This window comes from Myxococcus sp. NMCA1, assembly GCF_026810205.1.
GTDB classification, from domain to species: domain Bacteria; phylum Myxococcota; class Myxococcia; order Myxococcales; family Myxococcaceae; genus Myxococcus; species Myxococcus xanthus_A.
Genome location: NZ_CP113950.1, coordinates 9,008,136 through 9,029,632 on the forward strand (window position 1 = coordinate 9,008,136; position 21,497 = coordinate 9,029,632).

The following is a 21,497-nucleotide window of genomic DNA, read 5'->3' on the forward strand; positions in this document are numbered from 1 at the left end:
CCTCCTCGCCAGCGCACTCAGAGCACTTCGCGCAGGTTGCCCTCCACGATGCGCGTCAACTGCGTCACGCGCTTGTGGAGCCAGAACCCGAAGGGCTGGATGCGCTCGGGCTTCGTCATCCTGGGGAGCGTCTGGATGCGTTCATCGAAGCCGACCACGGCGTGTTCGCCCGTCGGGGACTTCGTGCGCAGGTCAAAGGCAAAGGACCTGCCGGTGTGCCAGCCGCCGTGGAACACGGTGAGGCGCTCCAGCTCCGCGTTTCCAGTCGCCTCGACGAGCCCGTCGAGGTCATAGACGTCGTCGGCGATCTCCAGGCAGCTCCAGCCCCCGCCCGAGACGTTTCCGCACGGGAACGTGGGCAGGCCATTGTCGACCGCGTTGTCCACAATCCAGGTGATGGAGCCGTACACGCGCAGGAAGTAATCCCAGCTCGACTCTGTCTTCCTGGGCTTGAGCGCCTTTACGCCCTTCCACCGCCCGATGCGGTGCTTGTAGACGCGCTTGAAGAGGGACAGCTGTTGGTCGAGCGAGTCCATGCGCTTGGGCTCCTTCTTCACGTCGAGGTGCTCCGCGACGAAGTGCGCCGTGGGATAGCGCTCGTGGAGGTCCTTGAGCATGACGATGGCGGTGTCGACCGCCGCGAATGCATCCTGCGGCTTCGCGAAGGAGGGAGCCTTGGGAGCTGCGGGCTTCTTCGGTGCGCCCTTCGGAGCCACGGGCTCGGGGTTGGGGTGGTCAGCGTCTCGGAGCTCCACGTTGCGCAGGACGAAGCCAGCCTTCTCCTGAGCGCGGATACGCTTCTCCGCCCGCTGGATGGCGGCCTCGCGGCTGTCGGCGACCGTCTCTTTGCGGTAGTTCTCGACGGTCCGATTCCCATCGACCCAGATGACCCATTGGGTCGAGGCACCCTTGCGATACTCGCGCACCGTGATGCGCTTCCGGTTCGCGTTCCAGGGCGTGCCATCGCGGAAGCCCAGCTTCCGGTAGCGCGCCACCAGGGCCTCGACGTCTGACGCGTCGATGAGGGAGACGAGGTGGGCGCCGTTCAAGGTGCCACGGCGAACCACGGCTTTCGCTCCACGCACCTCCACGTCGACGAAGAGCAAGGACAGCAGCTTGAACAGGGTGAAGCGCTCCGACACAGGCGCGGTGACCTTCAGTGCCTTGGGCTCCGGCCTGTAGAGAGTCCCCGCGCTCCAGACTCGCAGCTCGCCTCCCGCCGAGTAGAGCCAGACCTCGTCCTTCACATCGAGCTGAGGCTCCGAGTACCAGATGGCGTCGCCGCCGTTGAGTTCCTGTAGGCGCTTCCAGTTGGACATACGCCAGCCTCTCGCATGGGACTGACGGGGGTCAACGGAAGCACTGCCTCAACAGCCCGAGCCGCGCGCGCAACCGGCCAGGACGTGCTCCGTCTCGCGACGGAGACCTCCTCCGCTGCCGGGTTCACAGCCCCAGCGCACTCATGGGGATGCGGTACATGTCCCCCGTGCCGCGGCCAATGCCCTGGACGGCGCTGTCGTCTCGTGGCGCATCGAAGCGCGCCCCCACGTCGCCCGTGAAGGGGCGCGTACTGCTGAAGTAGAGCCATTTTCCGTCGGGGGAGACGCTGTGGTTGTAGTCGCTCGCGGCCGTGTTGATGCCCTCGCAGAGCCGGCGTGCAGGCGTCCATGCGCCATCCACCTTGCGGCTGAGGAACAAGTCGTATCCGCCCAGGCCGTCTTCCCGCCGCAGTGCACTGAAGATGAGGTAGCTCTCATCAGGCGCAATCCACGGCTCGAGTTCATGGACCGACGAGTTGATGGCGGGACCCAGATTTTCTGGCGGCTGGTAGGCGCCGTCGACCCAGCGGGAGACCCAGAGGTCGCTGCCACCCAGTGTGCCGTCTCGCTCACCCCCGAAGTAGAGATTGCCATTGGCGGCCACGGCCGGTGACCACTCGTCGCGGTGCTTGTCGTTGACGGGGGCCGGAAGGCGTCGCGCGTCCTCCCATGCTCCGTCGGCGTCCAGCGACGCGGCCCAGATGTCATACGAGCTTCGGGGGCCTTGCTCCCCAGGCTCGGGACGGTTCGAGATGAAGTACACCGTGCGCCCGTCGGGCGAGAGGTGTGGGTCCGCGTTGCTCCACTCGGTGGCGAAGCGCGGGAGCACCGGACGGGACCAGTGCCCTTCTTCGGTCAACTGCGTTTCGTAGAGCGTATATTGTTGGAAACGGTCATCTGCCCTTCCAAAGAGCACACGGCGCTGGTCTGGAGAGAAGGCCATGAAGAAGTCCCAGGCCCCGGTGGTGAAGAGCCCCGCGCCGTAGAGTTCGGGCGCGCAGGTGCCCCCGTGATGCTCCAGCGCCTCCGCGGGCCGTCCACCGTGTGCGCCACAACCCAGCTCCCAGAACGTCATCATCAAGAGCACGCCTCGCATCGACGACATCCCCGCCATGTACGGCTCCTCCTGGACATTGCTTCAGCACCACGGCGGTCGGGATAGCATCGGCCCATGAGGCGAAACTTTGGGAATGTTGCGGTGCTTCCCGAGCGGGCTCCCGGCTATCACGCGCTCAGCGCGGGCGATGCCTTCGACATCAGTGACTGTGTCTGTCGAGCAGGCACCCGCAGCCCCATCTTCGGCGGCGAGCACGCTCGGGTCTGCATCAGTGTCGTGCTGTCCGGCGTGTTCCATGTCCGAAGCCCCGAGGGGGCCGCGGTGGTGGGGCCGGGCGCGCTGCTGCTCGGGAACCGGTCGGCGCCCTATGAGTTCCGGCACGTCGATGATGGAGGAGACCGGTCGCTCGTCATCGAGTGCTCCGACGCGCTGCTGGACGATGCCCTCCGCTCGCTGGGACGCTCCTCGCGAGGAACGCGCCCCTTCGCGCGCGTCTGCGCTCCGGCGTCGCTCACGTCGGTGAACGCCGTCCTCCTGGCGCGACAAGCGCTCGAGAGTGGCCAGGTGGAGGACCTGCAAGAGGCGGCCCTGGCGGTGGTGGACGCGGGGGTGACGCTGGGAAGCAACCCGATGGAGACACGGGTGGAGGTCTCCGACCTTCAGGCGCGCAGAGTGGCCCGGGTCCTGCGGTATCTCGAATCAAAGTTCATGGAGGACTGCTCGCTGGACACGCTCGCGAACGTCGCGGGGCTCACGAGCTTTCACTTCCTGCGCATGTTCCGAGCAGTGACAGGGCAGACGCCCCGCCAGCTCGTCATCGCCACGCGGCTTGGCGTGGCGGCCTCGGTGCTGCGCGGCAGCCGTGCGCGAATCACCGACGTCGCCCTGGAAGCTGGCTTCGGGGACCTGTCCCACTTCACGACGAGCTTCACGCGAGCGTTCGGTCTCTCGCCTCGTGCCTACCGCGCTCGCGCGCTCAAGCACGCCTGACCGCCGCGGTCCGCGGTGCTCGCGTTTCCGCCATCGAACACCTGAGTCACTGCCTCAGGGCATCGCCAAGGCGGGATACCGCACGGTGCGGGAACTCGAAGCGCCATAGGGTGGCGCCGTTCGCCGCGAACTCCCCTTCGAGCCGACGGAGCGCGCGCCAGAATAACGCGCCGCCGCCCTCACTCGCCTGGATAGCAGCCGTGGGACGGACCTGCGCTTCCGCCGATCCCACCTGAATCCCCGCCCTCCCATTCACCCGAGCCGGAACGCATTCTCGTAGCCCACTACGACTTTCCGAGGACCTCTCATGGCTCACGACCACCACCATCCGGCCCACCACATCGTTCCAGGATTTGGCGCGGACCGCGCCGCTCACTACGACGCCCAGGCATCCGTCGCGCTCGCCGGCACCCAGGCCCTGTATGAACTCGGCGTCAGCACGCTGACGGCCCAGCTCGACGGCCAGGACGCGGCCTCGCTGCTCTTCGTGGGAGTGGGCACGGGTGCGGAGTTGATGCCCTACACCCGCTTCGACGTCCCCGGCTGGCGGTTCACGGGCGTGGACCCCTCCGACGCCATGCTCGGCGTCGCGCAAAAGCGCCTGGAGGCGGAGGGCCTCCTCTCGCGCACGCACCTGCACCACGGCGAGCTCCACACGCTCCCGTCCGGCCCCCCCTTTGATGGCGCGCAGATGATGGGCGTCCTCCACCACGTGGAGGGTGAAGCAGCCCGCCTCGATTTGCTCCGGGAAGTCGCCCGTCGGCTCAAGCCCGGAGCCCCTCTCGTCGTGGGCTGCCGCATCGGCATGGACCCCGAGCTGTTGAACGTGGAGCTCCGGCGATGGCGGGCCTATGGCACCCCACGGGAGGAACTGGAGCGCCGGCGCGAGCGCTTCATGACGCTGCGGCCCATCGAATCCGATGCCGCCCTGTTCGCGATGCTCGCCAATGCAGGACTGGTCGCGCCGAAGCCGATCTTCGTATCGCTTCAGTTCAAGGTGTTCCTGGCGCGATACGCGCCCTGAGAGCGACCGCCGAGCCCGGAGCGCGCAGCCGGAGGAGTCCGGCCGCGCGCGTCCACGGACTCACGCCACGGAGGAGGAGCTCATGAGATTGAGCCCCGGCGCTCACCCGGCGCAGCTCTGCTGCCCCGTCATGGGCTTGTTCGTCGTCGTGGCACAGGAGCAGACGCTCCCCCGACACTTGAACGAGGCGCTCTCCTCACACAGGTCATTCACCCGCTTCCAACGGAGGATGGTCCCCCGCGAGTCGTCCTGGTCCTGGGTGAAGAGCTCGTCGCCCCGAACCGCGAAGGCATGGACCTCGGTGACGAGGTTGTCCAACGGCCCCTCGCTGTAGTCGTCGCATGAGGAGGCCCGGGTCAGCTCCAGCTTCCCGTTGCTCACCTTCCAGGTGCCCAGGTAGTTGTTCCAGCTCCCCCCCAGCAGGATGACGGAGTTGCCACGGAGGACCATCGCCGCGTCGTAGCCGATGCCCTGCTCGACCCGGTAGGTACCCTCCCGGAGGTTGCCCCCCGTCAGAGGCGGTGCGTTCGTCACCTCGTTGGTGTCCGCGCTCCACGTCGTGCACCACCCCACCGCGGAGCACTGGAGTGCGTTGCCGCCGCCTCCTCCGCCGCCTCCTCCTCCCTCACCGTCCTTGTCGTCTTCCTTGGAGTCACCACACGCCACAGCGAGGAGTGAGAGCGACAGCACCAACGCACGCGTCAGGTTCTTCATCGGAACTTCCCGGAAAAAGGTTCATGGGGATTTGCCCCCCACAAAGAGACATCCCGGGAGCCATCGTTGCGTCGAAATCGGACGGCTAGCGCGGACAGCGGTCCTTTTCGGCGCGAGCCTCGGCGACTTCACCGGGGTAGGCCTTGCGCCAGGGCTCCCACTCCAGCCACGCCCTGCGCGCCTCCTGACACGCCTCGTCAGACGCCCCGGACAAACGCAAAGCCTGGGCGAGCCGCCGCCGCGCCAGGGGAACCCGCGCGGACGCCACCTGTTCGCTCGCGAGCGCCGCCAGCGCCGTCCTCAAGGGCGCCGCCGCCTCCGCTGGCGCGCGCCTCGCCAGATGGACGTCGCCCAGCAGCACCAACGCCTTGATGCGCTCCGGCGCCACCGGCCCCCAGTCCCGCTCCAGCCTCGCGAGCGCCCGCTCCGCGTGGCCCCGAGCCTCCTCGACGCGCCCCAGGAACAGCAGAGCATCCGCGAGCCAGCGCAACCCCTCCCCCTCCAGCTCACCTCGCGCCAGCAACGATTCCTGGAGCGCGACGCCGCGCGCATGGAAGCCCCGAGCCTCCTTCGCGCGCCCCAGCAATCGCAACAGCCGCCCCACCTCGTGCAGGTCCAGCGCGACCTCCGGATGCGTGGCGCCGTACACGCGCTCACGGTGGGCCAGGCTGCGCCGGGCCTGCTCCAGCTCAGCCTCGCGCGCGCCCAGCTCACCCAGCACCCCCGTCCGGTTCGACGTCATGCCCATGAGCACCGCGTCCGCGCCTTCCGGCGGCACGCTCTTGCGAGCGACCGCGAGGCTCTGCTCCGCCGCGCGCAGCGCCTCCGGCCCCCGCCCCCACTCGAAATAGATGACGGCCAGGTTGGACAACGTGCGCGCCACCACGAGGTGTTCCTCGCCCAGGCTGCGGCGGAGGCTGGCCAGCGCCCGCTGCACGACGGCCTCCGCGCGGGCCAGCTCCCCCGCGTGGGCCAGCGTGCCACCCAGGTTCACCAGGGCCCGGGCTGTGTCGCGGTGGTCGGGGCCATGCAAGGCCTCCTGAAGCCGCAGCGCCTCTTCCTGCCAGCGCTTCGCTTCCAGGAGCCGGCCCTGATGACGGGCCAGCAGGCCCAGACGTCCATTGAGCTCCGCGCGGGCAGCGGCATGGGAGACGCCCTTCGCCGTGACACGGTCCAGCGCCTCGCGCAGCAGTGGCTCCGCCTCGGAGAAACGTCCCTCCTGCTCGAACAACTCGGCGCGGACATAGTTCAGCAGCGCGTCGAACTCGGAGTCGCGCAGCGGCTCAGCCACCGCCTGAGCGCGGTTCAGATAGGCCCAGGCCTCCTGTGTCCGTCCCAGGTCATGGCCACTCAACCACGCCTGGGCATAGAGCACCCGGGCCAGCACGGCATGATGGCGCCCCGCCTCCGCGGCGAGGCCGGCCTGGACCAGCGAGGCTCGCGCATCCTCGAACGCACTGGCGTCTTCCTGGAGCGTGGCGCACAGCAGGTGGGCCTCCGCCTCCAGCGGGCGGTAGCGCGTGCGTACGGCCCGCTCCCGTGCCGCCAGCGCCACCTTCAACGCCTCCGGCGTATGACCCGCGAACAGCCCCGCGTTCGCCCGGGCCAGCTCCGCCCGGACCGCCGTTACCTCCAACAGCACGGCCGGGTCCTCCGGAGGCGCCACGGCCTCCATCAACGTCCTCACGTCCGAGCAGCGCCGCAGGCTCGCCAGCGAGCCCCCCAGGCCGAAGCCGCGCGCCACGGTGCGGGCATCCGCCTTCTGGAGCGCCGCCACCACGCGGGTCACCTCCTCCAGCCGCTCGTCGAGGCAGGCCATGCGCAGGCCCAGGACCTGGTCTGGCTGCTCGCCCCAGACCCGCGTGGCCTCGCAGGCCTCCTGGTGCTCGCGCGTCCAGTCCAGCTTCCAGCGGTCCAGCGCCGCCGCCACCGCGGAGAAGGACGCTTCCGCGTCCGGGGCGCTCGTGGCCAGGAAGGCCCGCCGGGTGGACTCCCGCATCTGCGCATCCCAGACGCCCGCGAAGTGCCGCTCACTGCCCTGACACAGCGCTTGAGGCGGCTGCCTGGACAGCAACCCGAAAACAGTCAGCCACGTCAGGACTGCGCCCAGCATCACCAGGGCGACCGTGCGCCTGCGCGCCACGGGGTCCCGGGACAACTGCGCACGCAGCGCCTCCATGGAGGAGAACCGCTCCGCGGGGTCGGCGGAGAGCCCGCGCCGGACGACGGCCCGCAGCCACGCGGGGACACCGGCGCGTTCCGGCCGCACGGCATTCCGCGCCACCTGCTCCAGCAAGGCCTCACGCGTATTTCCCTCGAAGGGACGCTGGCCGTTGAGCGCTTCGTATAGCGCGACACAGAAGGAGAACTGGTCCGAACGGGCGTCACCGTGCTCGCCGCGGAGTTGTTCGGGCGCGCCGTAGGCCAGCGTGCCCAGCAAGGTCCCCGTGACGGTGAGGGACGCCGAAGTCACCGCGCCGGGAGCCGCCGCTCCGGGCACCAGGGTCGCATTGGCCAGGCCGAAGTCAGTGATGCGGACGAGGCCCCCCTTCGTCAGCAAGACATTGTCCGGCTTGAAGTCCCGGTGGACGATGCCCAGCGCATGCGACGCGGCGAGTCCATCCGCCGCCTGCCGGAAGCGCTCGAGCACCTCCCGGAGCGGGCGCGGTTGCTCCGCCAGCCAGCGCCGCAGCGTGCCGCCCTCCAGGAACTCCATCACCAGGAAGAGCTGCCCCTGGTACTCGCCCACGTCATGAAGGCTGGCGATGTGCGGGTGGGACAGCTTCGCCATGGTGCGGGCCTCGCGCTCCAGACGTTGCCGCGCCAGGGCCAGTGAGTCCTCATGGAAACGCTCCGGCTTGAGCAGCTTCAGCGCCACCTTGCGGTCCAGCTCGGGGTCATACGCGACATGAACCCGGCCCATGCCGCCCTCGCCTAGCAGCCCCAGCACCACGTAGCGCCCCACCCGCGTGCCCGTGGCGAGCGGCCCCACGCCCGCGAAGGAGGTCCGCGCCTCATTCGGGCTCAACGCGGCGAGCACGCTCCGGCACTCGGCACAGCCGGCGACGTGGGCACGCACCTGTTGCTCACGCTCGGAGGAGAGCTGGCCTTCCAGGTGACGCGCGAGGTCGTTCTCGTCCGGGCAGCTCATTCCTTCGCCGCCAGGAGTCCGGACAGGCTCACGTCGAGGCGGCCATGAACGGCCCGCATCATGCTGTCCAGTTCCTCCTGGGAGAGCGACAGCCGCTCCGTCAGCCCCTGGTGCGTGCGCGTCTCCAGCAGCGCCTTCACCCCGGACAGCCGCCGGGACAGGGTGGACTTGTGCACGCCGTAGAGTTCCCCCATGCGAGCCAGCGACAGATGCTCGACGAAGTGGAGACGAAGCAACTCCCGGTCCTCGTCATCCAGGGAGGCCACCGCCTGGACGAAGGCGGCGCGCACGTGCGAGCGGGCCTCCTCGCGAACCAGCCCCAGCTCCAGCCCGCCTTGCGCGGGGTCCGCGGCCAGCATCTCCGCGTCCACCCGTGCCTCCTGCCCCTGGGCCTTTCGCATCCGGAGCGCGAGGCGCACCGCGGAGATGTTGACCCAGTGCAACAACGACCCCACGCCCGCATAGCCAAGGAGCCGGGGCGGCGAGTCGGGCCGAGGCATCAGCAGATTTCCCCGGAGCGCCTGAAGCACTTCATCCACGAACGTGGGCGAGGAATGAAGCCGTGCGAGCGAGCCATGCAGCTTGCGCAGGACCTGCGCTTCGAAGAGGTCCGCCGCCCCCGGCGTCCCTTGAGCGCAGGCGAGCGCAAGGGCAAGGTCCCTTGCGTGCAAACGTTCCAGCGCGACGACGGGGTCCTCCGCCTCGGAGAGCCGTGCCCCCAGGTGCCGCGCGAACACCAGGGGCTCGGGCGCCGCGCACTGAAGGGAGGCCGCCTCACGCAGGGCCAGGGCGAGCGCCCGCGGCACCTCCGGCGCGGAGCGCAAGCGGCCCGCGGCGGCGGTGTCCATCGAACGAAGAACCGTCTCGAGAATCTCCTCGGGAAGAGCGCTGTCCGTACGCATGAGATGGTGATTTCCGTGGCGATGAGGCCACATCCCCCTCCCCGGAATCTCTAGCACGAATGCCTGAGCGGGCTCCCGGTCCTCGAGCGGCGCGCGCCTGCGCGGGGCCGCTCTCACCCGACGGGCTACGCCCCTGACAGCGACCGCCGGGGAGCCGGAGCGCACGGCCGGAGGAGTCCGGCCGGGCGCGTCCACGGACTCACGCCACGGTGAGGATTTCGGCGCCCTGCTCGGTGACGAGCAGGGTGTGCTCGAACTGGGCGCTGCGGGTGCCGTCGGCGGTGACGGCGGTCCACTCGTCATCCCAGGTGCGGTGCCCCCAGCCCCCCAGGTTGATCATCGGCTCGACGGTGAAAATCATGCCGGGCTGCATGACGGTGTCGGATTCGGGCTCGTAGTAGTGCGGAATCTGGAGCGCGGTGTGGAACGTCTCGCCGATGCCGTGGCCACAGTACGCGCGCACCACGCTCATGCCGTGCTGCGTGGCATGCGTTTCAATGGCCCGGCCGATATCGCTGATGGGCCGGCCCGGCTTCACCGCGGCGATGCCCAGGTCCAGACACTCGCGCGTCACCCGCACCAACCGCTGGCTCTCCTCGTCCACGTTGCCCACGAAGACCGTCGCCGAGCAGTCACCGTGCACGCCATCCAGGAAGATGGTGACGTCCAGGTTGACGATGTCGCCATCCTCCAGCGGCCGGCTGTCCGGGATGCCGTGGCAGATGACCTCGTTGACGGACGTGCAGAGCGACTTCGGATAGCGGTGGTAGTTCAGCGTGCTCGGGTAGCCGCCCCGCTTGATGTAGGCCTCGTGGGTAATCGCATCCAGTTCGTCCGTGGTGATGCCCGGACGCACGTGCGAGGACACCTCCTGGAGCACCTCGGCGGCGGCCTTGCACGCCTTGCGCATGCGGGCGATGACGTCCGGCGTCTTGATGTCGGAGCCCGCGTCCTTGCGCGACGGACGGCCCGTCAGCGCGTAGTCCGGACGGGGGATGTGGAGCGGCACCTCGCGGCGCGGGCTGATGACGCCCGGGCGGATACCCTTGCGAAGCACGTCCGGGCCCCTCTTGCGCGCCTCGGCGGCATCCGCGCCGCGGTGGCACTTCTTGTACTTGGTGCCACTGCCACACCAGCAGGTGTCGTTGGGGCCCGGAAGCACGGCGGGCGGGGTACGGGGAACAGCGGTAGTCATGACTCACCTCCAGCGCGGAGCTGCTCGGGCTTACGGGCGCGCATCCAGCGCACCACCTGGGGACGAAGCCAAAGCCGGGGCCGCCCCGTGCCCAGGTCCAGGACGGGCCGGGGCATGTCGGGATAGCGGCGCAGGTAGGTGCTGACGCTGTTGGCGTGGCGCAGGCGCAGCAACCCAGCCACCGCCTGAGCGTCAATCAGGTCTTCGGTCTTCACCATGGGACACATTTCGGGCGTGTCTATACCCCTAGACATGCACCCATGCACGGCTTCTTTCCCAGACGGGACGGCGGCACTGCTCGCCAGGCGACGCCGCCCGCCCGGGCAGGGAGCGGGCCTTCAGCGCGCCAGGGCGGCACACGTCAGGCAGTGCCGGGCCTCTGGAACAGCGCGCAGCCGGTGCCGGCCAATGGCCCCGCCGCAGCGCGCGCACCGGCCGAACTCACCATGAGCGATGCGCGTCAGCGCCTCTTCGATGTCCCGCAGCTCCTGCTCCTCCGCCTGGGTGAAGGACAAGCCCCCCACCCCCAACGAGGCCCGAGCGCGCAGCCGGTGGCTGCGTTGCCGCAATGCTTCCTGGGCCTCCCGAGCCAGCAGCTCCATGTTCGTCTCCCACTGCGGCCACCCCGGCCACTCCGGACCCGCGGCCCAGCAGGAGATAATGCTTTCAGGAAGCGTGCCTTGCGGTGCGCGGCGCTACAGCCCTGAAAACGCGCAAGGCTTGCGCACCCCGGCCCAGGGCCCTGCATCGGTTGCGGCGCACCGGCGTCACTCCGCGCGTGCCCGGGATGCGGCGTGTTCCCGGGCGCGCTTCTCCACCGCGCGGAACGTGTCCTCCACGGCGTCCTTCTGCCCCATGCGCGCCAGGAAGCCAGGAATGGAGCCAGCCGGGTCCACGGTGAAGCGGTACACGGCATGGGACTTCCCTTCGCCGCGAGGCTCCACGCGCCAGCTTCCCTCGTTGAGCCGGATGCGCACCGTGCCGCGCCGCTGGGGAATGGCATCCGGCGTCGCCTGCCAGCGCTGCGCGAACACACCCGAGCCGTCCTCCGCCAGCCTGGACTCCAGCACCACGTTGCAGATGTAGTCGCGCGAGGACACCACCGGCAGGTCCAGCTTCGTGTACGTGAGCTGCCCCTCGTCCGGCAGGTCCTTCAGGATGCGGGACTCCTTCACATACGGCATCCAGCGCCGGTAGGCGTCCACGTCCCGCAGCACCGCCTGGACATCCGCGGCGCTCGCGGCCAGCTCGCCCTCCGCCCACACGTCCTTGGCCTCGGAGCCCGGACGCGCGCGGACCTTCACCACGTAGGGCTTCTCCGCCACCGTCTTCCACGCCTCTTCCGCGTGGGCTTGTCCGGCGGCGAAACCCAGCGCGCAAGCAGCCACGGCCGCCCCACTCCACAACATCTTCATGCAAGCATCCTTCGCGGCTCGGGCCGGATGTGACGTCACGTCAGCATCCGACACCCAGGCGCGGCGGCGCATTCACGAATGCGCAACGGGCCCACGCAAGCACCGCCCCCGAGCCACCTTCCGAAGGTGGCCCGGGGCGGCAATCCCACGCCGCGCCCTACGGCACGCGGACGGCCCGCCCACCGAACGCCGGGCTGGCCATGACATCCATTGCCAGGCGGTCCGCGTAGGGGCGGCCCAGCCGGCCGTAGGCCTCGGCTTCCTGCGCGGTGAGGACCACCCGCACCGTGAACTGGGCGATGCCCCCCACCACCACGTCGAGAAAGAGCGCCCCCTCGGCCGAGCGCACCAGCCGGTACATCAGCGGGCTCTGGATGAGGACCTGCTCCTCGCTCACGGAATCTCCGTCACCGCCGCCTGGGAGACGGGCGCGTCGATGACCATCAGCTCCGGCACGCCGCCAGAGGTGTAGCCACCGAACTTGAAGCAGTCCGTGTCCTCCTCGCTGGTGCACTTCCAGACGCCCGGGTCGCTGTCCACGGGCAGGCGCACGCACACGCCGGTGGCCGCCAGGTCCAGCGTCATCATCCGCAGCGGGCCTTCGAAGTTCTTCGCCGGCAGGCCCAGCGCCTGGCCAATCACCGCCGGGTCATGCGCGCCGTCCACCATCGACTTCTCGACGGCGGCCTGGATGGTCTCCGACGGCGCGGCGAACAGGTAACAACCATTGTCATTGCAGCGGCCGAAGTTCTGCGCGTTCGGCTTCACCACGAAGTTCTGGTACGCGGCGTCCGTCATCAGCCACGACACCTTCTTGCCAGGGAAGTTCTTCGCCAGGTGCTGCTCCACGCTCCACGGGCTGGCGCGCTCATCGGCCTCGCGGGAGATTTGCGCCTGCTGCGCATCACAGGCCTGCGGCTGCGTCGGGGTGGGGGTGACGCTGCCGCCCCCCGTGTGCTTGCAGCCGGACAGCAGGAAGACACCAAGGAGCAGGCTCCGAATCGTCCACGTCATGGGCAGACCTCCAGATAAGGAAGGAGTGAAAGAGGTGGCGGAACCTACCTCCTGTCGGCCCATGGATAGTCGTCATTTCTTGATTTTGTAATCTCCCCGGCCTGCCCCCCACCGAGCGGTTATAGGGTGCGGCATGAGCCAGAACCTCTACGACATTCCCCTCAAGTCCATCGACGGTGCCCCGCAGTCGCTCGGCCAGTTCAAGGGCAAGGTGCTGCTGGTGGTCAACGTGGCCTCCAAGTGCGGCCTGACGCCGCAGTACGAAGGCCTGGAGAAGCTCTACGAGCGCAAGCGCGCCGAGGGCTTCGAGGTGCTGGGCTTCCCGGCCAACAACTTCCTGGGCCAGGAGCCGGGCAGCGAGTCAGAAATCAAGGAGTTCTGCACGCTGACCTACGACGTGAAGTTCCCGCTGTTCTCCAAGATTTCGGTGGTGGGCGCGGACAAGCACCCGCTCTATCACGTGCTGACGGGCGCCATCCCGGACGCCGTGGGCGAAGGCCCCATGCGCAGCCGGCTCCAGGGCTACGGCATCACCGCCAACCCCGTGCCGGAAGTGCAGTGGAACTTCGAGAAGTTCCTCGTCGGGCGTGACGGCCGTGTCGCCGCGCGTTTCGCGCCGGACGTCGCCGCGGACGATGCGCGCCTGCTGTCCGCCATCGACGCGGAGCTCGCGAAGCAGGCCTGACCCGGCCGGGGTGCCGCTGGACTTCTGCCGTCCAGCGGACGGGCCCTGACGAAAGCAGTGACTTTTCGCGCGCTCCGGGGCAAGCCAGGGGTGCCATGAGCACGTTCATTCCTGGTCCCCCGCCCGAGCGCGGACTGTTCTGCAACCGCACCCTCAACCTGCGCGCCATCAAGGCGGTGGGTTACGACATGGATTACACGCTCATCCACTACCATGTGGAGGCGTGGGAGCGCCGCGCCTACGAGCACATCCGCGACCGGCTCGTGGAGCAGGGCTGGCCGGTGGCGGACTTGTCGTTCGACCCCGAGCTGTCGATGCGCGGCCTCATCATCGACACGGAGAAGGGCAACCTCCTCAAGGCCAACCGCTTCGGCTTCGTGAAGAAGGCGCTGCACGGCACGCAGGCCATGAGCTTCGAGGCCCAGCGCGACGAATACGCGCGCACCATCATCGACCTGCATGAGCGGCGCTGGGTGTTCCTCAACACGCTCTTCTCGCTGTCGGAGGCGTGCATCTACGCGCAGCTCGTGGACCGGCTGGACGCCGGCCAGCTCCCGGGCCCCATGGGCTATTCGGACCTCTACGAGCACGTGCGGAAGAACCTGGACGCCACGCACATGCAGGGGCGGCTGAAGGCGGAAATCATCGCCGACCCGGAGCGCTACGTCATCGACGACCCGGAGACGCCGCTGGCGCTGCTGGACCAGCGCAACGCCGGCAAGAAGCTGCTGCTCATCACCAACAGCGAGTGGGCCTACACCGAGCCCATGATGCACTTCGCCTTCGACCGGCACCTGCCGGAAGGCATGACGTGGCGGCAGCTCTTCGACGTGGTGATTGTCTCCGCGCGCAAGCCGGAGTTCTTCACCACGCGCTCGTCGCTCTTCGAGGTGGTGGAGTCCAGCGGCGAGGCGCTGCTGCGTCCGCACTCGGGCCCCTTCAAGCCCGGCACGCCGTACTTCGGCGGCAGCGCGGTGGAGCTGGAGCGCCACCTGGGCATGAGCGGGGACCAGATTCTCTACGTGGGCGACCACATGTTCGGCGACGTGCACGTGACGAAGAATGTGCTGCGCTGGCGCACGGCGCTCATCCTGCGCGAGCTGGAGGACGAGGTGCGCTCCATCGCCTCGTTCCGCGCCACGGAGTCCCGGCTGGCCGAGCGCATGCTGGTGAAGGAACGGCTGGAGGCGGAGAGCTGCCAGATTCGCCTGGAGGTCCAGCGGCGGCGCTTCCAGTACGGCCCGCGCACGGACACGCCGACGGAGGCGGAGCTGGTGGCGCGGCAGGCCACGCTGCGCACGGAGCTGGAGGCGCTGGACGCGGAGCTGGGGCCCCTGGCACGCGCGGCCACCGAGCTGTCCAACCCCATCTGGGGCCTGCTGACGCGCGCGGGCAATGACAAGAGCCACCTGGCCCGGCAGGTGGAGCGGTACGCGGACATCTACACGTCGCGCGTGTCCAACTTCCTGTTCGCCACGCCCTTCGTCTACCTGCGCAGCCCGCGCGGCAGCCTCCCGCATGATCCCAGCCTGCCCGGCGGCACGCCCGTCTTCGGCGCCAGCGAGGCCGGCGGCGGCGTGTCCGGCACGGACGGCGGGGAGTAGCCGGCGCGGGGGACGCGGCGGCATGGGGCCTACCTGTGCCGCCGGCGTCCTACCAATAGGGGAGGATGTGTAGATCCTCGGATTCATTGAACTTTCGTTCAGTATCCCTCCGAGGAGAGGGTAGGCAGGCATCCCCCTCCACAGGGCATGTCAGACCGCCCCGGTATGAGTGCTCTTGTGAGCCACTCGACCTCGAACAGCTCTTCGACGCGCGTACTCGAGCAGCGCAACCTGCTTGGGGGCATGGACCTGCTACCGGTGCTGGGCGGCAAGGGCCGCAAGCGCGCCCGGCGCTTCCACGTCGCCTCGGAGCGACGGGTGGGGTTCGCCGCGGCGCTGGCGCTGGTGGTGGAGCACGGCAAGCAGAAGGCGAAGGAGACGGGCGTCACGTACCTGAGCACCTGCCCTCGCTGCGGCCACAGGGGCCCCACGGCGCAGGACTTCGGCTACCGCATCATGCGTGGGGAGCGCCGGCCCCAGTCCTGGTGCCGCGGCTGCCGTGGCCTGCACCTGGAGCCCACGGAGACGGCGCGGACCAGCAACAGCGCTCCGCGCGGCACGGACGGCTGGCTGTTCCCGCCTGAGAGCACCACCAGCACCCGCCCGCCCCGGCGTGGCAACGGCTCGTCGACGCAGCACCGGGCCACGGGCAGCTCCGCCGACTCGCCTCCGTCCCGCTGAGACACGGCCAGCCCCGACATGTCACGTCGGGGCTGACCGGAACCAGGAGAATGAACGTCGCGACTACGAACGCGCGTTCTCGGAACCGACGAGGGCCTTCGCGTGGTGCGCGAAGTGGTCCGCGAGGAAGGTGGCGATGAAGTAGTAGCTGTGGTCGTACCCCGCGTGCCGCCGCAGCGTGAGCGGGTGGCCCGTGGCCTCGCAGGCGGCGGCCAGCAGCTCCGGGCGCAGCTGGGTGGCGAGGAACTCGTCGGCCTCGCCCTGGTCCACCAGGAGGGCCAGGCGCTCCTTGGCCGTCTTCACCAACTCGACGGCGTCCCAGGCCGCCCACGCGTCACGGTTGTCGCCCAGGTAGGCGGTGAAGGCCTTCTGGCCCCACGGCACCTGTGAGGGTGCGACGATGGGGGAGAAGGCGGACACGCTGCGGTAGCGGCCCGGGTGGCGCAGGGCGGTGACGAGCGCGCCATGACCGCCCATCGAATGGCCGAAGATGCCTCGCGCATCCGTGGCCGGGAAGTGCTGCTCCACCAGCGCGGGGAGCTCCCGGGCCACGTAGTCCTGCATGCGGAAGTGCGGCGCCCAGGGGGCCTGCGTGGCGTCGAGGTAGAAGCCCGCCCCCTGCCCCAAATCGTAGGCAGCGTCATTGGCCACCGCGTCGCCGCGAGGACTGGTGTCAGGCGCGACGACGATGAAACCGTGGCGCGCCGCGTGCTCCTGCGCGCCCGCCTTGGTGATGAAGTTCTGCTCGGTGCAGGTCAGGCCGGAGAGCCAGTACAGCACCGGGCAGCGCTCGCCGCGCAGCGCGGCCTCCGGCAGGTAGATGCCGAACCGCGTCTCGCCGCCCAGCGCGGAGGAGGTGTGCTTCCACACCTCCTGCCGGCCGCCAAAACTCGCGTGGTGTTCGATGCGTTCCATGGTCAGTAGCGGACGACGGTGCGGATGGACTTGCCCTCGTGCATCAGGTCGAAGGCCTCGTTGATGTCGGTCAGCGGGCGCGTGTGGGTCACGAACGGCGCGAGCTGAATCTTCCCGGACATCGCGTCCTCCACCATGCCGGGGAGCTCCGAGCGGCCCTTCACGCCACCAAAGGCGGTCCCCTTCCAGGTCCGGCCCGTGACGAGTTGGAACGGACGGGTGGAGATCTCCTGTCCCGCGCCGGCCACGCCGATGATGATGGACTGGCCCCAGCCGCGGTGCGCGCACTCGAGCGCGGCGCGCATCACCCCCACGTTGCCGATGCACTCGAAGGAGTGGTCCACGCCCCAGCCCGTCATCTCCACGATGACCTGCTGGATGGGGCGGTCGTGGTCCTTGGGGTTGACGAAGTCGGTGGCGCCGAAAGTCTTCGCCAGCTCGAACTTGGCGGGGTTCGTGTCGATGGCGATGATGCGACCGGCCTTCGCCATCTGGGCGCCCTGGATGACCGCCAGGCCGATGCCGCCCAGGCCGAACACCGCCACCGAATCCCCTTCCTGCACGCGGGCCGTGTTCTTCACCGCGCCCAGGCCCGTCGTCACGCCGCAGCCCAGCAGGCAGACCTGCTCGGGGTTGGCGTTCGGGTTGATGCGGGCCAGCGACACCTCCGCCACCACGGTGTACTCGCTGAAGGTGGAGCACCCCATGTAGTGATAGACGGGCTTGCCGTTGTACGAGAAGCGCGTGGTGCCGTCTGGCATCACACCCTTGCCCTGGGTGGCACGCACCGCCACGCACAGGTTCGTCTTTCCAGACTTACAGAACAGACACTGGCCGCACTCCGCGGTGTAGAGCGGGATGACGTGGTCGCCGGGCTTGACGGACGTCACGCCCTCGCCCACCGCCTCCACCACGCCGGCTCCCTCGTGGCCGAGCACCACGGGGAAGAGACCTTCCGGATCATCCCCGGAGAGGGTGAACGCGTCGGTGTGACAGACGCCCGTGTGGGTGATGCGGACCAGGACCTCGCCCTTCTGCGGAGGCGCGACGTCGAGCTCGACGATGCTCAAGGGCTTTCCGGCTTCGAAGGCAACAGCGGCACGGGACTTCATGAGGATGCTCCTGGGGCTAGGGGATGAAGGCAGGGACTCCCGCTCACTTGAGATAGGTGCGGACCAGCGCCGTCATGTCTCGCACCCGCTGGGCGTGGCGCGGGTCCTCGTCGGACGCCGGGCCGAACTCCTCCCGGATGTGTGACTCCAGCACCTCGGACATCAGTCCGTTGATGGCGCCCCGGATGGCGGCGAGTTGCTGGAGGACCGTGCCGCATTCGGCTCCGGACTCCAGCGCACGCTCCAGGGCTTCGGTCTGACCGTGGATGCGGCGGACGCGGAGCAGCGCCTTCTTCTTCTCTTCCGGCGAGTGGGGCATGGCGGCGACGGCATACTGGGTGGGGGTATCCTGCCGCGGGCGGATATATACCCCCGGGGGGTATTCGACAAGGAAGGAATGAAGGCGTCCTCGGTGAACGGCGCGGAGACTGCGTCGGCCTTCTTGAAGGTTGCCCGCGGAGCCCCACTGACCATCCCCTGGGGAGAGGCCACTCGTGTCGAATGGCCTCTCCGGGGTCCAGTTACTGAATCTGCTTGATGAGCAGCGAAGCGGAGACGGCGCGCGTTCCGCCAGCGAGGGGCGTAATCGTCAGTGCCGGTGAGTTCCCCGCGGGATTGCGGACGGTGAGAATCGAGTTCGCCGAGGTCGTCGTGATCAAGACGTGGTTCATGATTTGAGACGTTCCGGTAGCGCGTCCAGCCACGGTGCTGATCTGCTCCACGACCCCCGAACCGCTGTCGAGCCCGAGGATGAGTTGTCCGGCCTCGCTGACGCTCACCTGCCAGGAGATTTCGTAGACACCAATCGCGGGCAGGATGAACTCGCTGGCGCTGGCCCGACTGATTCCGTTCGTGGCGCCATTGCGAGGGAAGTCCACCGCAGACGCGGCCGCAACGGTCGCAGCGTTGTCGGGCGGCATCAGGGCATAGAAGTACCCGAAGGCCAGGGCGTCACCGGCAGGTCCCGGAGCCCCATTGCAGACATAATTGACGCCCGACGCGGAGGTGTACTGGATGCCCCCATATGCGCAGTTCGCCCCGGGGGGCTCGGACGCACCGACCACGGACTGCCCTGCAGGCCCCGCAGGGCCGGTGGCGCCCGGAGGCCCCGTCGGGCCGGTGGCGCCCGTCTCACCAGCGGGCCCAGCAGGCCCCGCAGGCCCCGCCGGGCCGGTGGCGCCCGGAGGCCCCGTCGGGCCGGTGGCGCCCGTCTCACCAGCGGGCCCAGCAGGCCCCGCAGGCCCCGCCGGTCCGGTGGCGCCCGGAGGCCCCACTGGGCCGGTGGCGCCCGTCTCTCCGGGAGGCCCCGCCGGCCCCGCCGGCCCCACCGGGCCCTGGGGTCCAACGGCGCCAGCGGGTCCCGTTTCACCGTCACAGACGTAATTGATTCCAGACGCGGACGTGTACTGGATGCCACCATTGGGGCAATTCGCCCCGGGCGGCTCGGGCACCCCCACCACGGACTGCCCCGCCGGACCTGCTGGGCCCGTGGCGCCCGTCTCTCCGGGAGGACCCGCCGGACCTGCTGGGCCGGTGGCACCCGTCGCTCCGGGAGGACCCGCTGGACCCGCCGGACCTACTGGGCCGGTGGCACCCGTCGCTCCGGGAGGACCCGCCGGACCTGCTGGACCCACCGGACCGGCGACGCCGGGCACCCCCTGCGGACCAGCGACGCCTGGCACACCTTGAGGCCCCACGGGCCCTAGCGGCCCTTCCTCGCCCTCCGGCCCCTGGGGCCCCTGGGGCCCCGGGGGGCCCTGCTCGCCGATACAGGTCTGGGGCGGACAGAGCGGCAGGCAGACGACGCGAGCCCGGCATTGCGTCTCACCATCGTCCCAGGACGCGGAGAACACGTTGTCGATGAGTTCATCGTTCGAGCCGTCAGCCAGCGCGAGCTGCTGGCACTCCTCGAACGAGTTCACCGTGACCGTGTAGCGCTCTGTATAGGATTCTCCGACGGCCAGCGTGTACGGCGGCGTCCGCGTGGGTACCCAACCGAATGCATCGGTGAGCAGTCGATCCTCCACCGCATCGACCTTCGACGCACCCGTTTGGTGCACATTGCGCACCTTCATCGTCCATTCGAGTGTCGCCGGGTACGACTGAATCTCGTAGATGAGCTCACCATTCACTCGCTTGTCGCATGCCAGTTCGTGCGCAAGCGCGACATTGCCCGTGAGCAGGCCCGCTGTTGCCAACAACCATCCCAAACGCATACTTCCCCCCATCTGCATTCCTTTGCTGCTTCAATTCGAATTCACAGCACGTGGTCGTGATGCTTGAGGTCTTGTCAGTAGCGAACAATGAACTCCGGAAGCATGAAGACCTGTTCGCCGCGGTCGACCAACGAGCGCGCGATGTCGATCTCGAGCACGACCTTGCCGCGCTTCCGGATCTGCGCGGCGTCCGCGATCAATGAGACCGGTGGCCCACTCAGGTCGAGCAATTGCGACTTCCCGTTGCGCTCCACAATGCCTTCCGATTGAAACTTCAACCTGAGCCCGACCTTGCGCGCGTCGACAGGGAGGTCAAACGTTGTCACGGCCCACGCATTCTGATCGTTGCCGAGATCAATCTCACTGCCACCGATCCGAGACGGGAGCGCGTTGCCATCGACCGTCAACTCGAGCGCGGCGACCTGCACGCGCACCGGCCCCGAGGCACGGACGCCAAGCACCCGCACCGCGACGGTCTGCGCCGTATTCTCCTCCACGGGGTCGAGCGGCGGCGTTTCATCATCCGGGGCCTTGCCGCAGGCAATGATTGTCAAAGCGAGCGCAAGGCCGATGCTCTTCTTCATTGGGTCCCTCTCCTGTCGACCGAACAAGCGGTCGTGCGAGTGGCGAGAGCACCCCTTGTGCCAGTGGATTTCATGGTCCGGCTGAATGGCGAGTATCGGGGCGAGGACGGTTGCCGACTCCCGCCGGACAGGTGACGCCGGTCGTGAAGGGAAACCGCGTGCTACTCAGGGGGCCAAAGCTTCACATTCCTGGTAATGATTTCCACAGGCCACGAAGTGGCACGTCCCTTGCGGTGGACTTGAGTACAGCGCTGGGCTGCGAAACAGGTTGTCTCAGGCGAACGTTCAAGTCCGACCCGGGGTGACGGACGGAGGGCGCGGGGCCCTCATGAAGCATAGCAGAGGCGGTACGGCTCGCGCGCTGACGTGAGCCTCCCCGGGGGTGGCCATCAACCCGTCGGCTCACACACCCCTCACGAGAGTGCGCGGCAACACGCGTCCGGAAGACGGAGGGGTCCAGTGCACCTCCGCCTCCCGACAGGGGAGGCAATGACCTCCGCCGTCCCACGGAGGGGGATGGAAAAGCCGTGGCGCCGTCCTTACCTCACCCGCAGGGAGGCAACATGGCCGTTCGGACGATAGTGGCAGGCATCAAGAACAGGCGGCGGGTCGGCGCGCACGGAGCCCAACCGAGTGTACAGGCCAGCAATGGGCGCAAGACGATGCCCCACGATGACGCGGCCGCGCTGCGGCGGCAGAAGACGCTGGAGCGCGTGACGCTGGGCCCCGCCGCCGAGGCACATGAGCCCAAGAGTCATCGGCGACGCGCAACCACCCTCAAGGGCCGCAAGAAGGCACCCAGCGAAATGAACGTGAAGCACCTCGGCGGGCCGAAGAAGCGCCTGCCCCTTCACGGCGGCTAGCAGGTACACGTCGTGACGCGGCCCGCGCCCCGCGACCTCCGGGCAGGGGCCGTGCC

The 21,497-nt window shown here is 68.8% G+C and carries 22 protein-coding genes; 6 read left to right on the forward strand and 16 right to left on the reverse strand.

The window, feature by feature from the left end:
* Nucleotides 1–17: 17 nt before the first annotated feature.
* Nucleotides 18–1,319 (reverse strand): hypothetical protein, encoded by a 1,302-nt coding sequence (locus OZ403_RS37345; protein WP_268782994.1) that lies wholly within the window; start codon nucleotides 1,317–1,319, stop codon nucleotides 18–20.
* Between the two features lie 124 nt (nucleotides 1,320–1,443).
* The gene (locus OZ403_RS37350; protein ID WP_268782995.1) at nucleotides 1,444–2,433 is read right to left on the reverse strand and encodes a TolB family protein; all 990 of its coding nucleotides are present in this window, start codon (nucleotides 2,431–2,433) and stop codon (nucleotides 1,444–1,446) included.
* Between the two features lie 84 nt (nucleotides 2,434–2,517).
* Here OZ403_RS37350 and OZ403_RS37355 point away from each other — a divergent pair, with 84 nt between their 5' ends.
* Both OZ403_RS37355 and OZ403_RS37360 read left to right on the forward strand, forming a co-directional pair.
* Entirely contained in the window at nucleotides 2,518–3,366 is an 849-nt protein-coding gene (locus tag OZ403_RS37355) for a helix-turn-helix domain-containing protein (protein WP_140795943.1), read from the forward strand.
* Between the two features lie 307 nt (nucleotides 3,367–3,673).
* Nucleotides 3,674–4,390 (forward strand): class I SAM-dependent methyltransferase, encoded by a 717-nt coding sequence (locus OZ403_RS37360; RefSeq protein ID WP_140877877.1) that lies wholly within the window; start codon nucleotides 3,674–3,676, stop codon nucleotides 4,388–4,390.
* A gap of 102 nt (nucleotides 4,391–4,492) precedes the next feature.
* Here the strand turns inward: OZ403_RS37360 and OZ403_RS37365 are convergent, their stop codons facing one another.
* The 9 genes from OZ403_RS37365 to OZ403_RS37405 form a co-directional block, all read right to left on the reverse strand.
* A complete protein-coding gene (locus tag OZ403_RS37365; protein WP_140795946.1) occupies nucleotides 4,493–5,104 on the reverse strand; it encodes a hypothetical protein in 612 nt (203 codons plus the stop codon).
* Nucleotides 5,105–5,189: 85 nt separating this feature from the next.
* Nucleotides 5,190–8,255 carry a serine/threonine-protein kinase gene (locus OZ403_RS37370; RefSeq protein WP_268782996.1) on the reverse strand — a complete coding sequence of 1,022 codons (3,066 nt, stop codon included), beginning with the start codon at nucleotides 8,253–8,255 and terminating at the stop codon, nucleotides 5,190–5,192.
* Nucleotides 8,252–9,157, reverse strand: a complete 906-nt coding sequence (locus tag OZ403_RS37375; protein ID WP_418766666.1) for a transcriptional regulator — start codon at nucleotides 9,155–9,157, stop codon at nucleotides 8,252–8,254. Before OZ403_RS37375 ends, OZ403_RS37370 begins: the two co-directional genes overlap by 4 nt.
* 199 nt (nucleotides 9,158–9,356) lie before the next feature.
* Nucleotides 9,357–10,352: a type I methionyl aminopeptidase gene (map, locus tag OZ403_RS37380; protein WP_140795948.1), complete on the reverse strand. Its 996-nt coding sequence runs from the start codon at nucleotides 10,350–10,352 to the stop codon at nucleotides 9,357–9,359.
* Complete coding sequence (locus OZ403_RS37385) at nucleotides 10,349–10,570, reverse strand: hypothetical protein (RefSeq protein WP_171410092.1); 222 nt, start codon at nucleotides 10,568–10,570, stop codon at nucleotides 10,349–10,351. Before OZ403_RS37385 ends, map begins: the two co-directional genes overlap by 4 nt.
* A 120-nt stretch (nucleotides 10,571–10,690) precedes the next feature.
* On the reverse strand, nucleotides 10,691–10,954 hold the full coding sequence (locus tag OZ403_RS37390) for a TraR/DksA family transcriptional regulator (RefSeq protein ID WP_090493634.1): 264 nt from the start codon (nucleotides 10,952–10,954) through the stop codon (nucleotides 10,691–10,693).
* Between the two features lie 165 nt (nucleotides 10,955–11,119).
* Complete coding sequence (locus OZ403_RS37395; protein ID WP_237080054.1) at nucleotides 11,120–11,767, reverse strand: START domain-containing protein; 648 nt, start codon at nucleotides 11,765–11,767, stop codon at nucleotides 11,120–11,122.
* Between the two features lie 157 nt (nucleotides 11,768–11,924).
* Nucleotides 11,925–12,164 (reverse strand): hypothetical protein, encoded by a 240-nt coding sequence (locus tag OZ403_RS37400; protein ID WP_140795950.1) that lies wholly within the window; start codon nucleotides 12,162–12,164, stop codon nucleotides 11,925–11,927.
* On the reverse strand, nucleotides 12,161–12,781 hold the full coding sequence (locus OZ403_RS37405) for a hypothetical protein (protein WP_140795951.1): 621 nt from the start codon (nucleotides 12,779–12,781) through the stop codon (nucleotides 12,161–12,163). The genes OZ403_RS37400 and OZ403_RS37405 overlap by 4 nt, the downstream gene beginning before the upstream one ends.
* 133 nt (nucleotides 12,782–12,914) lie before the next feature.
* Between OZ403_RS37405 and OZ403_RS37410 the strand changes: the two genes are divergently transcribed.
* From OZ403_RS37410 to OZ403_RS37420, 3 genes are all read left to right on the forward strand, one after another.
* Nucleotides 12,915–13,466 (forward strand): glutathione peroxidase, encoded by a 552-nt coding sequence (locus tag OZ403_RS37410; RefSeq protein ID WP_268782997.1) that lies wholly within the window; start codon nucleotides 12,915–12,917, stop codon nucleotides 13,464–13,466.
* A gap of 95 nt (nucleotides 13,467–13,561) precedes the next feature.
* The gene (locus OZ403_RS37415) at nucleotides 13,562–15,070 is read left to right on the forward strand and encodes an HAD-IG family 5'-nucleotidase (protein ID WP_140795953.1); all 1,509 of its coding nucleotides are present in this window, start codon (nucleotides 13,562–13,564) and stop codon (nucleotides 15,068–15,070) included.
* A 147-nt stretch (nucleotides 15,071–15,217) separates the two neighbouring features.
* Nucleotides 15,218–15,751: a hypothetical protein gene (locus OZ403_RS37420; protein WP_140800378.1), complete on the forward strand. Its 534-nt coding sequence runs from the start codon at nucleotides 15,218–15,220 to the stop codon at nucleotides 15,749–15,751.
* Nucleotides 15,752–15,814: 63 nt separating this feature from the next.
* Here the strand turns inward: OZ403_RS37420 and fghA are convergent, their stop codons facing one another.
* The 5 genes from fghA to OZ403_RS37445 form a co-directional block, all read right to left on the reverse strand.
* Complete coding sequence (gene fghA / locus OZ403_RS37425) at nucleotides 15,815–16,666, reverse strand: S-formylglutathione hydrolase (RefSeq protein WP_140800379.1); 852 nt, start codon at nucleotides 16,664–16,666, stop codon at nucleotides 15,815–15,817.
* A 2-nt stretch (nucleotides 16,667–16,668) separates the two neighbouring features.
* Entirely contained in the window at nucleotides 16,669–17,778 is a 1,110-nt protein-coding gene (locus OZ403_RS37430; RefSeq protein ID WP_002636403.1) for an S-(hydroxymethyl)glutathione dehydrogenase/class III alcohol dehydrogenase, read from the reverse strand.
* A 43-nt stretch (nucleotides 17,779–17,821) separates the two neighbouring features.
* On the reverse strand, nucleotides 17,822–18,097 hold the full coding sequence (locus OZ403_RS37435) for a metal/formaldehyde-sensitive transcriptional repressor (RefSeq protein ID WP_140795956.1): 276 nt from the start codon (nucleotides 18,095–18,097) through the stop codon (nucleotides 17,822–17,824).
* 202 nt (nucleotides 18,098–18,299) lie between these two features.
* Nucleotides 18,300–19,994 (reverse strand): hypothetical protein, encoded by a 1,695-nt coding sequence (locus OZ403_RS37440; protein ID WP_268782998.1) that lies wholly within the window; start codon nucleotides 19,992–19,994, stop codon nucleotides 18,300–18,302.
* 74 nt (nucleotides 19,995–20,068) lie between these two features.
* Nucleotides 20,069–20,578, reverse strand: a complete 510-nt coding sequence (locus OZ403_RS37445; protein WP_268782999.1) for a hypothetical protein — start codon at nucleotides 20,576–20,578, stop codon at nucleotides 20,069–20,071.
* 662 nt (nucleotides 20,579–21,240) lie between these two features.
* Between OZ403_RS37445 and OZ403_RS37450 the strand changes: the two genes are divergently transcribed.
* A complete protein-coding gene (locus OZ403_RS37450) occupies nucleotides 21,241–21,441 on the forward strand; it encodes a hypothetical protein (RefSeq protein WP_237081626.1) in 201 nt (66 codons plus the stop codon).
* The last annotated feature ends 56 nt before the right edge of the window (nucleotides 21,442–21,497 follow it).

What these genes read in the sequence shown, in the direction of transcription:
- OZ403_RS37440 (WP_268782998.1), bottom strand. Translation starts at nt 19,994, where the DNA reads ATGCGTTTGGGATGGTTGTTGGCAACAGCGGGCCTGCTCACGGGCAAT.
- OZ403_RS37445 (WP_268782999.1), bottom strand. Translation starts at nt 20,578, where the DNA reads ATGAAGAAGAGCATCGGCCTTGCGCTCGCTTTGACAATCATTGCCTGC.
- OZ403_RS37360 (WP_140877877.1), top strand. Translation starts at nt 3,674, where the DNA reads ATGGCTCACGACCACCACCATCCGGCCCACCACATCGTTCCAGGATTT.
- OZ403_RS37430 (WP_002636403.1), bottom strand. Translation starts at nt 17,778, where the DNA reads ATGAAGTCCCGTGCCGCTGTTGCCTTCGAAGCCGGAAAGCCCTTGAGC.
- OZ403_RS37415 (WP_140795953.1), top strand. Translation starts at nt 13,562, where the DNA reads ATGAGCACGTTCATTCCTGGTCCCCCGCCCGAGCGCGGACTGTTCTGC.
- OZ403_RS37420 (WP_140800378.1), top strand. Translation starts at nt 15,218, where the DNA reads ATGTCAGACCGCCCCGGTATGAGTGCTCTTGTGAGCCACTCGACCTCG.
- OZ403_RS37385 (WP_171410092.1), bottom strand. Translation starts at nt 10,570, where the DNA reads ATGGTGAAGACCGAAGACCTGATTGACGCTCAGGCGGTGGCTGGGTTG.
- map (WP_140795948.1), bottom strand. Translation starts at nt 10,352, where the DNA reads ATGACTACCGCTGTTCCCCGTACCCCGCCCGCCGTGCTTCCGGGCCCC.
- OZ403_RS37395 (WP_237080054.1), bottom strand. Translation starts at nt 11,767, where the DNA reads ATGAAGATGTTGTGGAGTGGGGCGGCCGTGGCTGCTTGCGCGCTGGGT.
- OZ403_RS37365 (WP_140795946.1), bottom strand. Translation starts at nt 5,104, where the DNA reads ATGAAGAACCTGACGCGTGCGTTGGTGCTGTCGCTCTCACTCCTCGCT.
- OZ403_RS37450 (WP_237081626.1), top strand. Translation starts at nt 21,241, where the DNA reads ATGCCCCACGATGACGCGGCCGCGCTGCGGCGGCAGAAGACGCTGGAG.
- OZ403_RS37375 (WP_418766666.1), bottom strand. Translation starts at nt 9,157, where the DNA reads ATGCGTACGGACAGCGCTCTTCCCGAGGAGATTCTCGAGACGGTTCTT.
- OZ403_RS37390 (WP_090493634.1), bottom strand. Translation starts at nt 10,954, where the DNA reads ATGGAGCTGCTGGCTCGGGAGGCCCAGGAAGCATTGCGGCAACGCAGC.
- OZ403_RS37350 (WP_268782995.1), bottom strand. Translation starts at nt 2,433, where the DNA reads ATGGCGGGGATGTCGTCGATGCGAGGCGTGCTCTTGATGATGACGTTC.
- OZ403_RS37435 (WP_140795956.1), bottom strand. Translation starts at nt 18,097, where the DNA reads ATGCCCCACTCGCCGGAAGAGAAGAAGAAGGCGCTGCTCCGCGTCCGC.
- OZ403_RS37345 (WP_268782994.1), bottom strand. Translation starts at nt 1,319, where the DNA reads ATGTCCAACTGGAAGCGCCTACAGGAACTCAACGGCGGCGACGCCATC.
- OZ403_RS37405 (WP_140795951.1), bottom strand. Translation starts at nt 12,781, where the DNA reads ATGACGTGGACGATTCGGAGCCTGCTCCTTGGTGTCTTCCTGCTGTCC.
- OZ403_RS37410 (WP_268782997.1), top strand. Translation starts at nt 12,915, where the DNA reads ATGAGCCAGAACCTCTACGACATTCCCCTCAAGTCCATCGACGGTGCC.
- fghA (WP_140800379.1), bottom strand. Translation starts at nt 16,666, where the DNA reads ATGGAACGCATCGAACACCACGCGAGTTTTGGCGGCCGGCAGGAGGTG.
- OZ403_RS37370 (WP_268782996.1), bottom strand. Translation starts at nt 8,255, where the DNA reads ATGAGCTGCCCGGACGAGAACGACCTCGCGCGTCACCTGGAAGGCCAG.